We start from the raw sequence: 12,443 nt of genomic DNA on the forward strand, positions 1-12,443 counted from the left end.
GGTACTTCTCCGAAATGGAGAAGTACCTTTTTTTAGTTTTGTTGCAAATGTAATTGCTTTTGAAGTTTTTTGAATTGGATTAACATGGCTACACGCCAAGGTGCAATCATAGAAAAAGCTAATATAAAGAACATTCCACCAAGTTCTCCTAAGTCGAATGTACCACTTAACCAAACCTTAACAACCGTACGAATGATTAATAAGCCTGCTAGGATGAAGAAAAAGGCTTTAGAAGGTTTTAAGTAAACTTTATCATCAACAATTTGGAATTTAGATGTTGCAATCAAAACTGTTGAACAAATTAATCCTGCAGTTACTGCTTCAAATACTTGTGGCCAAGGTACTTGAAAATATTCATTAAAGAACATGCATGCACCCGTCGACATAGCAATTGGAGGAATAATTATTTTTTTTACACTTGCTGGTTTTTTAGCTGATTTAGCACGAACTATCATCATCATAACGCCCATAAATAAAACACCAACAGTTGAAGCAATTAACATATATTGAGAAGGAATAGAACTCAACGTAATACACTCACCTATCTATAAAAAGTTATTCAATCATTTGACGAATGGTCGTCTCTAAATGTTCCCTCTCAAAAGGTTTTGTAATAAAATCTTTTGCGCCATATTTTAACGCTTCCAAAATGACTTTTTGTTGCCCTAATGCTGTGACAATACAAATCTTTGCATTTGGATCTTCTTTTATTATCTCTTTAGTAGCTTCTAACCCTGACATTACTGGCATCGTAATATCCATTGTAACAACATCAGGATGTAATCTATGATATTGCTCTATTGCTTGTTTTCCATTTTCCGCCTCTCCTATTACCTCAAAACCCGCTTCCTCAAGCATTGCGGTAATAGTATGACGCATGAAAATTGTATCATCTACTACTAGAACAGTTGACAACCAATTCACCCCGTAACTTTCTACTCAATTTAAAAGCCTTGGAATCCTCCAAAAATAGGTGTTAATAATCGATTAAGATAAGTCATGCCATCAAAGAATAAAATAACCCCAACAACAATCATAATATACCCACCGATTTTAACGAATTTTTGGCTATTTCTTCTAATCCAATTCATACGTGAAATGAAGAATGAAAGGACAAAGAATGGTATTGAAAAACCTAGCACATAGGAGAACATATACCAAATAGCTGAATCTGGATTTGTCGTACCTAATGCAAAAATTGCAGCTAAAATAGGTCCAGTACATGGTGTCCAACCTGCTGCAAACACAAGACCAATAAGCATTGAACCTATGTATCCTGATGGTCTTCTTTTGAATTCAAATTTACGATCTTTCATCAAAAACTCGGGAGTAAAGATTCCAGTAATGACAAGGCCAAATACAACAATTAAAATTCCGCCAAGTTGACGAATTAACTCATCATACTGTACAAAAAGTTCTTTTACAAAGGATGTACTAAAGCCTAATGCTATGAAAATGACAGAAAAGCCCAGTAAGAAAAATAAAGTGTGTAAGATGGCTCTTTTTTGCAACATCCCTTTTTCATTTTTCAACTGATTAAAGGAAACGCCAGTTATGTATGAAAGGAAAGCTGGATAAAGAGGCAACGTACAAGGTGAGATAAAGCTTAGAAAACCTGCACCAAAAGCAAAGAATAAATTTATATCTGTATTCATATGCGGTTGTCGCTCCTTATAGTTACTCTATCCATCGTACCAAACTTTAAGAAAAATTTCTTTTTATTTGGCTGTGACATTTTCTTGAACATTTGACTTTCTTACTATTAGTATAATGCGAACTTTAAATAAAAGCGAAACATTTACATGAAAATTTTGTCTTTTCTTTAGAAACTCTCAATTTCATTTACTATTCCATTTTGCAATTGATACATCTTATGGTATAGACCTTTTTGTAGTAATAGTTCTTTATGCGTACCACGTTCAACAATTTCTCCCTGATGTAAAACGAGAATTTGTTCGGCATCTTGAATGGTACTTAATCTATGGGCAATTGCTATAGTGGTTCTTCCTTGTCTCATTTTTTCTAAACTTTTTTGAATTGCTACTTCTGTTTCAGTGTCAATTGTAGCTGTTGCCTCATCCAAAATGAGAATTTTAGGATTGGTTGCAATAGTTCTTGCAAATGCTATTAGTTGCTTTTGTCCGCTAGAAAAAGTCGATCCTCTTTCGGTTACTTTGTGATTATATTGGTCCGGTAAATGCTCTATAAATTCATGTGCTTGAACGAATTCCGCAGCAGATTTCACGTCTTCTTCTGTAAGACAATTATTATAAAGTCTTATATTACTTGCGATTGTACCATAAAACAAAAATGGATCCTGTAGTACAAGCCCCATTTGCTCTCGTAATTCTTGCTTAGGATATTCTTTTATTGATTCACCATCGATTAATATGTTTCCTCTATTAAATTCATAAAATCTCATTAGAAGATTGATAATTGAGCTTTTCCCACTGCCAGTATGCCCAACAAGTGCCACAGTTTCTCCTGGATTTACTGTAAAGCTAATATGTTTTAATACATCTGTTTTGTCGTCATATGAAAAAGAAACATCCTTAAATTCAATGCGACCTTCTTGCACTTGCAATTTTTCATTATTTTTTTGTTTTGGATCAATTTCAGGATCATCTAATAATGTAAATACTCTTGAAGCTGATACGATCGCTTGTTGAAGTAATGACAGTCTATCCATAACTTGATTAATCGGCTCAAAAAAACGATTAATGTACGTGACAAAAGCATAAATTACCCCGATTTCCACTGGTTCATGAAATGACGTAATCCCAAAAAAGCTAAGTAATAATATCAGTGCAAACGCGTATACAACGTCGATAATTGGACGTAACATTAAGCTATCTAACTTGATACTACTCATGGTAGCACGAAAATGCTTTTCGTTAATTTCATCAAATTCATCGCGGAAACGAGATTCCTGACGAAATGCTTGGACGATAGACATACCTTGGAGCGATTCAGCAATTTTAGCATTTAACTGACTTAATCTCTCTCGCATATCCATATAGAAAATAGCACTGTATTTCCGATAGGACTGGATAATAATGAATAAAATCGGCAGTAATATAAGAGTAACAAGTGCTAATTTTATATTTAATGAAAACATTGCAATGTAAACACCAATGATTAAAAATCCACTTTGTACAAAGCCGATTAGTACAGTAACGAACATATCCTTAATAGCTTCTGTATCATTTGTAACTCGAGAAACAATACTGCCTGAAGGTGTTCGATCAAAATAGCGCATACCTAGTAGATGGATTTTCTGATATACATCAATACGTAGTTGTTGAATTACATTTAATGCCAGTTTTTGAAAACGCATCATTTGTAAATAACTAATGAGAACATTTACTAATTGTATACCCATAAACGTTATACCAAGAATAATAAGAGGATTCTTAGGGAAATATCTAGGTGTTAAATAATCATCCATAAAAATTTTTATTATATATGGTCCTGCAATGTCTCCTATAACTGTAATCATTAAGAATAGTAAGGCAATGATTAACGATCTTTTATGAGGTTTTAAATAACTTAGCAATCTTTTAAGAACCTGCCATTGCTCCTTACTTGTTAAAGAGGCTGTTTCTTCATTATTCATACTGTCCCCCACCTCTTTCAACTAATCTCTCTAACTGTTGCAATTGATACATTTCATAATATTTACCCTTTAAAGCCATTAACGATTCATGTGTACCTTTTTCAACAATGGTTCCTTCATGTAGCACAATGATTAGCTGTGCATGTTGCAAAGCACTTAATCTGTGCGATGTGATAATTGTTGTTGCATTTTGTCTTGCTTCTTTTAATGCTTGCAATATACTTTCTTCCGTCTTCGCATCAACTGCTGACAATGAATCATCGAGGACTAATAATTCTGGCTGCATCAGTATAGCTCGAGCTATGGATATTCTTTGTTTCTGTCCACCAGATAGGGATACGCCTCTCTCCCCTACCATTGTGTTATAGCCTTCAGGGAATCGTAATATATCCTCATGAATTTGTGCAATTCGAGCAGCTTCATATACTATTTCTTCAGACGCTTCAGGATTTACGAATGCAATGTTCTGATACAGGGAAGTAGAGAATAGAAAATGTTCTTGTGGTACATAGCCAATTACTTGACGTAATTTTTCGACTTTATAATCTGCAATATCATTATCTCCAAATGTTATTTGCCCACTAAACCCATCAAATTCCCTAAGCAACAACTTTAGTATTGCTGTTTTACCTGCTCCTGTTTTCCCTACGATCCCTAATGTTTCACCATGTTTTAACGTAAAATCTACATGATGAAGAGATTTTGTTTCATCACCAGGGAAAGCAAAAGATTTCACATTAAAATGTAAATCCCCTTTTGGTACTTCATTAATCGCATTTGGTGTCTCAACTATATCTATTTTCTCATTCAGTAGAGCTTGAATTCGATCATAGGAGGCACTACCTCTCTCCATAATATTAAACAACATACCAAACGCAAGCATTGGCCAAATAAGTAACCCTAAATAGGATGTAAAAGCGATTAAGTCCCCAACTGTCATATCCCCTGCTATGACAAACTTGGCACCAAATGCAATGGATAGAAAGTAAGAAATGCCGACTACCAATGAAATGGTTGGATCAAATAAAGAGTCTATTTTTGCAACATGAATATTTTTTTCGACTACTTCTTGTGATAATTGTTTAAAATCTTCAACGTCTTCTTTATCCTGTCCAAATGTTTTCATAACTTTAATTCCTGTTATGCTTTCTTGCGTTTTATCATTCAATTTTGAAAACGCTGCTTGAGCATAATGAAATCGTTGATGTAATAACTTCCCATAAATATTTGTAGATAACGCCATAAAAGGCATTGGAATTAGAGCAATTAATGTTAGTCTCCAATCGATTGTAATCGCCATGGCTAAAATAACAAATCCACCAGTTGTAAGTGAATCGACTAATGTTAAGACTCCATTACCTGCTGTCTGTTGTACGGCCGATATATCATTCGTGGCATGTGCCATTAAATCACCAACTCGACGCTTTTGATAAAATGCTGGAGACATGGAAGTGAAGTGTTTGAACAATTGAGCTCGTAATCGCTTAGCTAGAGTCATAGAAGAACCATAAATCATTTGACGCCAAAAATAACGAATTATGTACATTACAATTGCAGTAATCGTCAAAATTCCAAGCCAAATTAATAGCCTATTTGAATTTAGTTGAGCATTGGCTATTTCATCAACGACAATTCCAATAATTTTTGGCGGGACTAATTGTAACATGGCCACAAAAACAAGCATTGTAATGCCAGCTATATATTGCCATCTCCTTTCTTTAAAAAACCATCCTAACTCAAAAAAGACTTTCAATATACTCACCTTCTTTTCTTCATAGGCATCAGTTTATCAAAAATTCAGAACTTATGGAAGAAACTGAAAAAATTAATTTCGAAAAATGAAATATTTCAATCTCATTTATTGCCTTTTCAAAAGCTTATAAATAAAAAAAGACTTCAAATAGAAGTCCCTTGGCTGTTAAATTTTTCTTAACTAGAACAATTAACTCAATATGTATTTCTATTTCCACCTTTCCAGCTTATCTAAATTTCTAACGAATATGCCGGCTAAAAATTTAGGTAAACCCATCTCAATACACTTTCCTTTTACAAACTCCGTCATCTCATCTACGGATATATTTTTTTGAGTAAACTCGCCTTCCTGATAACAATGTTTACAATACATTGAGCTTCTTTCATGATTTCTTTCAGTACCTCGGTCTTCTGCTTTCTTAATTGGCATAGAACAGCTTTGGCATTTTTTATATTCTTTCATCATAGTTCCACCACATTTTATTCATTCAACCCTAGAACTTTATAAATTTTATTAATTCTTTTTAATTGAGGTGCTGTCAATTCATTTTCTCTTTGTTTTAACGCAGTTAAAAAAGCCTCTTTATTATCATTATTAGCAGCTATAAGAGTACTCTCAGCGTGTTGGAGGATTTCTTTCGGTCTGCAAGTTTCTATATGATTCAGCAGGAAAGGAAAAATTCGTTCATTGGTTTCCTTGCTTGCAGTTGCTAACTTTGCTAAAGTTAATACCCCTTTATCAACAGTAATTACGGAGCCAGTTTTCATAGTTGAAAATATTGTATCAAGATTATCCATCATAATCGAAGATGAAACTGTTGCAATGGTAGATAAAGCTGTCATTGCACCCCAAACTAAACGGTTATTACTACTTTTCAGCAAATTTATAAAGGTTAAAGCGTACTCACTTATAAGCTCAGGGTTAACTTCCCCAATTTCATAGGCTACTTTAATACAATCTTGTTGAATTCCTTTATCCTTATTAGATAAGTTTTCTATAACTTCTTTTATACCTTCAAGATTGTGATCGTTAACTAATTCCCGTGCTAGTTCAATATTTGGTTCTTCATCACGTCGTTGTAACATCGAAGCCAGCTTAGGCACTATTGTCATATTTATCCCTCTTTTACGTTAATATCATTCTATTCTCATACTATCATATTAATCAGACAATATTATGTTTTATGTTTTACATTAAACATCGGGACTAAAATTTCCATAAGAAACAAAAAATAAACGATTTCCATTTAAGAAAATCGTTTTATCTTGTCTTTTAAGAGGTTAATTACGATTTATTAATCCTCAAGTTTTTCGTACATCTCTATTTTTTTTATTTAATAAATCTTTCCCCCACACTTGCATTGCTTCTAATACAGGTATAAATTTTTGTCCTTGCTCTGTTAATGAATACTCTACCTTTGGTGGTACAACTTTATAAACTTCTCTGTGTACTTGTCCATCCTCTTCAAGCTCTCTTAATTGTCTAGTTAAGATTCCTTTTGAGATTCCAGGTAACATCCTCAATAATTCATTAAATCTAATAATTTCTTTTTGGCTTAAATGCCACAAAATCACGATTTTCCATCTACCCGCAATTACATTTTGGGTAACTGTTAATGGACAAATTTCTTGTTGTATTTCTTCAGAAATCGATTCGTCTCGATAACTAAAACGTGCCATAATAAAATCTCCTTTTTCTCTAGGTACTATTTTTATGACTATGTTATTAAATTATGCCTACTTCCATAAATCTTTCTTAAGAAATAGTATATGTATTAGGTACAAAAATCAAAAATAATTCACTAAAGTGGAGGAGATTGTATGAAAGTTTTAGTAACAGGTGCAAATGGAAATTTAGGTTCTAAAATTGTTGAGAATTTACTTACCAGATTATCCGTTGAAGAAATAATTGTTGGCGTACGCGATGATCAATCTGAAAAAGCACTTAGCTATAAGGAGCAAGGCTTAGAAGTACGGATAACGGATTTTGAAAATCAAGAAACATTACTTACTGCCTTCAAAGATGTAGATCGTCTATTTATCATGTCAACATTTGGTGATTTTGAAAAAATTATGCGTCAACATACAAACGCAATAGAAGCTGCCAAAGCTACAAATGTAAAACAAATTATATATCCAAGTGTTACGCGTGCAGAAGCAAATGACTTCTTCCTAGCAGGCTTGCATAGAGTACGTGAAGTAGCAATTATTGAATCAGATATTCCTTATGTGATTCTGCGTAACAACTGGTATGTAGAAAACGAACTTGGAACAATTCAAGGATGTATGGCGGGTGCCCCTTGGATAACTTCTGCAGGTGAAGGGAAAATTGGTTGGGTATACCGACCAGATTTAGCTGAAGCAGCAGCGAATGTTTTAGTAGCTGATGGTCACGAAAATAAAATTTATGAGCTTTTTGGTGAAAATTTATCACAACAGTAATTTGTGGATACGTTAAATGACGTATTAGGCAAAGAAGTTCCTTTATTAGAAGTTGACGATGTTTCTTTTGAAGAAATGTTAAAAGGTGCTGGTGTACCTGAAGCATATCTTCCAATGTTAGTTATGACTCAAAAAGGTATTCGTGAAGGTGGATTAGAATCAGCACATACAGATTTAGAATTTTTATTAAGTCATCCTGCTACTTCGTTAAAACAAGCACTAACACATCTATTAGTAAATACAAAATAGATGTGGCAAATTCTTTAGTCAAAATCAAATACTTAGTTTTGTAAATAACAAAGTGTCAGCCTACATTGAGGACTGGCACTTCTCTATTCCTTCAGTCCGGCTCGCAGGCGACAAATCGACAACGTGCCAGACTTTTTAACTTCATACGTTATAATTCTTAGACGCAGTACATCACTTAGAGAAGCATTAAATAATTATATAGCTTCGCTATAATACTACATTTCTTTTTTATAAAATGTTAGACTACGTTAATTTGAAGTTTGTTGCTTCTTTTGCCAATAAAATGGCCCCAATCATTAGATTTTGTGTCTCACAATTGGGGGCGTGGCGGTTCACAACAAGTTAGGTACTAAAGTGTAAGGGGTGGAGGCCTCTCCATTTTAACACTTTTTAGTAGCCACCTTTTATGAAAGAAGTTCCTACAATAATTAACAAGATAAACAAGACAACAACTAAAGTAAAAGTGTTGCTACTACTATTTCCACCATAACCACAATCACCACTCATTTATGATTCCTCCCTTCTATCTAGGTATGCTTTAACTTATGCTAAATAGTTGAGATGCTTTGTGCTTTTGATATGGTTATTTTCACTAATAATTAGTTTCATTAGAATAATTTTTACTTAAGTGAAGATGATTCTACAAGTAAGCCATCCATTAGAATGGTAATCTTCAACTAAACTGCACCGATACTAAAAAAGCGACTGCTCTTATTTCGCAATCGCCTCGTTAGCTATCCATGAAGATCTTCTTCACCACAAAACATGTAAGAAACCATGGTACAGAAAAGCGCCCTATTACTGAATAACCATCATCTTAAATGGTGCTGATCCAATTAGCTCATTAACTCTTATCGCAGCTAAAATAGTAGGTACAAGTAAAATAAAGCTGTCAGTACTAATAAACCCCACTTCTTATTTTGTTCAAAATTTATTTCAATACAAACAAAGAAAGGCGGAAGTTAATTTTGAAAATCCAACTCATAAAATGGTTTTTATTATCAAAACATCATAAGTTTATTGAGATTATTTTTTCTATTTTACATAGTTAAACAGTTTACCAATATACTCTACTTCAACCACTACAGTATCCCCAGACTTCATTGGACAACTTCCAGAAGGGGAGCCTGTCGCCAAAATATCACCCGGCTCAAGTGTCATAACCTGTGAAATCCAACTGATAAGGAAAGGAATCGAAAATGACATCTGATTAGTATTTCCCTCTTGAACGATTTTCCCGTTTAATTTTGTAACAATGCTTAAATTAGTTGGATCTAACCCCTTTACAATACACGGACCCAACGGACCAAAGGTATCAAAACCTTTTCCACGCGTAAACTGAGGATCACTTTTTGTAAGATCTCTTGCCGTCACATCGTTAAAGATCGTGCAGCCAAAAACATAATCTAATGCCTCTTCTTCTTTTATATTTTTACCACGTTTTCCAATAACAAGTGCCACTTCCCCCTCCATTTCTACCTGATTCGTTAAATCACTTGGCGGAAGAATAATTTCACCATGCTCTGGAATAAGAGAAGTCGTCGGTTTTAAAAACAAAAACGGTTCTTTGAGATTGGCCTTTCCCCCAGTCTCATTTGCATGTTCAGCATATGTCCAGCCAAAATTAATGATTTTTGTGGGGATTACTGGCTCCAAAATCTTAACATCATTATATTTAACTCTTGTTCCATCATATTTTAGTTCATCCTTTACGATTTCAGTAAAATCACTAGATAATTGTATAATTTCATCCCCTTCAACAATTCCGTAATATACTTTACTGTTAGGGTGCCGATAACGAACTATCATTTGTGTTTTTTGTAGTGCTTGCATGATTGTATCAACTCCATAATTTATTAAATGAATATTAAATTTCACCAAAAATGGAACGTATAGAGTGCATCTGGTGACTATAATCAGGGCCGGTTAGCTTAAGTTTAAATACATTTCTTCACAAACTATTAGCTGGTTAGTTCAATAACTATAAATCTGTAACAGTGAAAGGCTTGCCGATTACTTTATAGGTCAAGCCTTTTTATAATTAACTGTTTAAAGAAGAAGCACCTTTTTTAAAATATTCCTGCCGTTTTTCACCTGATACAATGGCAGGACCTATTAGTGTACCACAAGAGTTGATAATACGTAGTGCATTAAGCGTTGCCAATCTTTTTCAGGTATTTGTTTAGTCATATAAACCATAGATGTGGGTTGAATTCTCATGGACATCACCATCCGCTTTTTTCTTACGGAATAGCTTTCCCATTTCCCTAGTGGCTATGCCCTTAATCAAACGATCCTGACCGATAGTTTAAGTACATTACATCACAATCTCGACTATTTTTTAACATAAATTCCCATTTTAAAAAAAGACGTAATTCAATTATAATGGCCCTTAAATGAAAAAAGAGCGCATATCCTTTTTCAAGGACTGCACCTGATTGTTGAACAAGGGTACTATATTTTATAGTTTTATATATACAGAAATCTCATTTCCATTGTTTCTTCATGACACATTAATTAAAAATTTTTCGCCTTCTGGTGCTTTGATTTTAAAATAGGTTTATTTTCTCCCACTCGCTTAAATACATACGTTTATTAATTTTATTCGGAATAGCAAGTTTGCAAATAAACTCTAGACTATTACCATCTGGATCACTGAAATGGATTTTAGCATGAGCGTATCCTTCATGTGCCATTACAAAAGGTTCGATTGGCTCAAAACCAAAGGCTTCTCGAGGTTCATACCCTTTACTTTTAAGCCAAGAAACTGACTTTTTCAAGCCCTCAAGAGATACTTGAAAAGCAATATGTCTAATTGAAGGACGATACTCAAGTTCTACTTTATCTGTCTCCCACAACCCTAACCAACTTTTATTTTTTTCTATCCATAAAAACGCTATTTTTCCATCCACATTATGGTCAAACTCTAAACCAAGATCTTTATAAAATTCTATAGATTGTTTTAAATTACTTACTGGTAAATGCGCTTCATATAATACTTCAATCAGATAAATTCCCACTATTTAATCCACTTTTAATAAATTATCGCAGAAAAGATAATGAAAATATCTACAACTTTTGGTGTAAATGGAATAATGATTATTTGTACTAAACTAATCTATAGTTTATGAGATTCTTCCTCTATTAATTTGCCCTTTATCTAAAAAGGCACAATTCCTTTTCAAGAATTGCGCCCGATTGCAGAGGATTAAAGAGAATACAGTTCTATTATTTTTTCTAAGGGTAATTTATTCGGATTACACATATCAACAAAATAGGGTAACTGCCATTTTTGAGTTTTCATCGCTTGTTTACTACTCGGACTATCCCAGCTAGGATAAACTCTTATTGCCATTTTGCCCTTTGTTGAAGTAGACCTAAGAATGTTCTGTTTTAAAAGAATTTCTTTTGGAAAAATAAATTGACCAAACTCATTTTCATTTTTAAAGGTAGTTATAACTAATAAATCAGGGGACTCCTCATATAAGTAGGGTTGATTTTTATTATTTTCGTCCTTTTCCCAAAATGCAACAAACTGCCCTACTTTGGTAGGGGTTATATTCGCAACTCTGAATCGAACTGTTTTAGAAGATAATTGAAATGTACCAGCACCATACTTAGAATTCTGCTTCTCTTCTTGAACTGACTTTACAGTTAAGTGATTCGACTCATAAATCAATTTATTTACATAAGTTAATGCTGTAAAAAAATTATTCATTTCTTCACTCCTAAATTTCAAACAAAATGGCCCTTTTATTTAATAAAACTCAGATTCATTACTCTAGAATAGCGCCCGTTAGTTGAATATAGTTTACATTATTTCTGAAGTAATATTTTTTGAAACATTATTGGTTGAAAAACCCTTTATCAATTCTTTTCCAAAAATAGTTATGGTTCTTTCCCACGGGTGTCCTAAATATCCCCACTCAAAATTCTTATGAATAAAGACGTAATAATCGCCATTTGTGAAAATCGGTACTGTCCATTCATCGAATTCGTTTTTTTGATATTCTAAATGGGGATTTATCCAATAACATTCATGATGCCAATCTAATGCATAAATATATTCATCTATTGATGTAATTTTTTGGAATACAAGTAATGCTTTTTCTTCCAAGTCATCGTAGGCATTCAAACCTTCATATTCTCCAAAGTAGTTTGAGATATCGTAGGTAATAAAAGGAGTTGGTACTTCAAAAGATGGGAAATTGGTAGTACTTGGTTCAAATTTCAATTCGTCATATAGTTTATTCCACACTTTTTCATACTCTACATCGGATAGTTCAAGCCAGTTTTTCATTTGAATCACCACTTCCTATAGTAGGATATATTATAGCATTTCTTACTCAACAATCTGGCCGTTTAATGAAAAATGAGCGCTTAT

Annotated in this window: 12 protein-coding genes and 2 pseudogenes; 1 reads left to right on the forward strand and 13 read right to left on the reverse strand. The window is 33.5% G+C overall.

Annotated features, from left to right (window positions below; translation table 11 throughout):
- Nucleotides 1–32 precede the first annotated feature (32 nt).
- The 8 genes and pseudogenes from ABE048_RS16580 to ABE048_RS16615 form a co-directional block, all read right to left on the reverse strand.
- Nucleotides 33–503: a CcdC family protein gene (locus ABE048_RS16580; protein WP_430312397.1), complete on the reverse strand. Its 471-nt coding sequence runs from the start codon at nucleotides 501–503 to the stop codon at nucleotides 33–35.
- Between the two features lie 52 nt (nucleotides 504–555).
- Entirely contained in the window at nucleotides 556–915 is a 360-nt protein-coding gene (locus ABE048_RS16585; RefSeq protein WP_430312386.1) for a response regulator, read from the reverse strand.
- A 29-nt stretch (nucleotides 916–944) separates the two neighbouring features.
- Nucleotides 945–1,655 carry a cytochrome c biogenesis CcdA family protein gene (locus ABE048_RS16590; protein WP_430312387.1) on the reverse strand — a complete coding sequence of 237 codons (711 nt, stop codon included), beginning with the start codon at nucleotides 1,653–1,655 and terminating at the stop codon, nucleotides 945–947.
- Between the two features lie 167 nt (nucleotides 1,656–1,822).
- Nucleotides 1,823–3,616, reverse strand: coding sequence for an ABC transporter ATP-binding protein (locus ABE048_RS16595; protein WP_430312388.1), 1,794 nt, complete (start codon nucleotides 3,614–3,616; stop codon nucleotides 1,823–1,825).
- Nucleotides 3,609–5,369, reverse strand: coding sequence for an ABC transporter transmembrane domain-containing protein (locus tag ABE048_RS16600; protein ID WP_430312389.1), 1,761 nt, complete (start codon nucleotides 5,367–5,369; stop codon nucleotides 3,609–3,611). Before ABE048_RS16600 ends, ABE048_RS16595 begins: the two co-directional genes overlap by 8 nt.
- A 207-nt stretch (nucleotides 5,370–5,576) precedes the next feature.
- Entirely contained in the window at nucleotides 5,577–5,831 is a 255-nt protein-coding gene (locus ABE048_RS16605) for a zinc ribbon domain-containing protein (RefSeq protein ID WP_430312390.1), read from the reverse strand.
- Between the two features lie 17 nt (nucleotides 5,832–5,848).
- The gene (locus tag ABE048_RS16610; RefSeq protein WP_430312391.1) at nucleotides 5,849–6,481 is read right to left on the reverse strand and encodes a hypothetical protein; all 633 of its coding nucleotides are present in this window, start codon (nucleotides 6,479–6,481) and stop codon (nucleotides 5,849–5,851) included.
- A gap of 182 nt (nucleotides 6,482–6,663) precedes the next feature.
- Nucleotides 6,664–7,048 (reverse strand): annotated as a pseudogene (locus ABE048_RS16615) (winged helix-turn-helix transcriptional regulator).
- A gap of 141 nt (nucleotides 7,049–7,189) precedes the next feature.
- On the opposite strand from ABE048_RS16615, the pseudogene ABE048_RS16620 reads away from it, so the two are divergent.
- Nucleotides 7,190–8,059 (forward strand): annotated as a pseudogene (locus ABE048_RS16620) (SDR family oxidoreductase).
- Between the two features lie 390 nt (nucleotides 8,060–8,449).
- Here the strand turns inward: ABE048_RS16620 and ABE048_RS16625 are convergent.
- The 5 genes from ABE048_RS16625 to ABE048_RS16645 all read right to left on the reverse strand — a co-directional run bounded on the left by ABE048_RS16625 (nucleotide 8,450) and on the right by ABE048_RS16645 (nucleotide 12,359).
- Nucleotides 8,450–8,566 carry a YjcZ family sporulation protein gene (locus ABE048_RS16625; RefSeq protein WP_430312392.1) on the reverse strand — a complete coding sequence of 39 codons (117 nt, stop codon included), beginning with the start codon at nucleotides 8,564–8,566 and terminating at the stop codon, nucleotides 8,450–8,452.
- Between the two features lie 528 nt (nucleotides 8,567–9,094).
- Entirely contained in the window at nucleotides 9,095–9,892 is a 798-nt protein-coding gene (locus ABE048_RS16630; RefSeq protein WP_430312393.1) for a fumarylacetoacetate hydrolase family protein, read from the reverse strand.
- Nucleotides 9,893–10,608: 716 nt separating this feature from the next.
- A complete protein-coding gene (locus ABE048_RS16635; protein ID WP_430312398.1) occupies nucleotides 10,609–11,067 on the reverse strand; it encodes a VOC family protein in 459 nt (152 codons plus the stop codon).
- Nucleotides 11,068–11,267: 200 nt separating this feature from the next.
- Entirely contained in the window at nucleotides 11,268–11,777 is a 510-nt protein-coding gene (locus ABE048_RS16640) for a MepB family protein (RefSeq protein WP_430312394.1), read from the reverse strand.
- Between the two features lie 93 nt (nucleotides 11,778–11,870).
- Nucleotides 11,871–12,359: a DUF2716 domain-containing protein gene (locus tag ABE048_RS16645; RefSeq protein ID WP_430312395.1), complete on the reverse strand. Its 489-nt coding sequence runs from the start codon at nucleotides 12,357–12,359 to the stop codon at nucleotides 11,871–11,873.
- Between the last annotated feature and the right edge of the window lie 84 nt (nucleotides 12,360–12,443).

This window comes from Rummeliibacillus pycnus (assembly GCF_050459865.1).
Classification (GTDB): Bacteria; Bacillota; Bacilli; order Bacillales_A; family Planococcaceae; genus Rummeliibacillus; species Rummeliibacillus pycnus_B.

What these genes read in the sequence shown, in the direction of transcription:
- ABE048_RS16580 (WP_430312397.1), bottom strand. Translation starts at nt 503, where the DNA reads ATGTTAATTGCTTCAACTGTTGGTGTTTTATTTATGGGCGTTATGATG.
- ABE048_RS16590 (WP_430312387.1), bottom strand. Translation starts at nt 1,655, where the DNA reads ATGAATACAGATATAAATTTATTCTTTGCTTTTGGTGCAGGTTTTCTA.
- ABE048_RS16595 (WP_430312388.1), bottom strand. Translation starts at nt 3,616, where the DNA reads ATGAATAATGAAGAAACAGCCTCTTTAACAAGTAAGGAGCAATGGCAG.
- ABE048_RS16605 (WP_430312390.1), bottom strand. Translation starts at nt 5,831, where the DNA reads ATGAAAGAATATAAAAAATGCCAAAGCTGTTCTATGCCAATTAAGAAA.
- ABE048_RS16610 (WP_430312391.1), bottom strand. Translation starts at nt 6,481, where the DNA reads ATGACAATAGTGCCTAAGCTGGCTTCGATGTTACAACGACGTGATGAA.
- ABE048_RS16625 (WP_430312392.1), bottom strand. Translation starts at nt 8,566, where the DNA reads ATGAGTGGTGATTGTGGTTATGGTGGAAATAGTAGTAGCAACACTTTT.
- ABE048_RS16630 (WP_430312393.1), bottom strand. Translation starts at nt 9,892, where the DNA reads ATGCAAGCACTACAAAAAACACAAATGATAGTTCGTTATCGGCACCCT.
- ABE048_RS16640 (WP_430312394.1), bottom strand. Translation starts at nt 11,777, where the DNA reads ATGAATAATTTTTTTACAGCATTAACTTATGTAAATAAATTGATTTAT.
- ABE048_RS16645 (WP_430312395.1), bottom strand. Translation starts at nt 12,359, where the DNA reads ATGAAAAACTGGCTTGAACTATCCGATGTAGAGTATGAAAAAGTGTGG.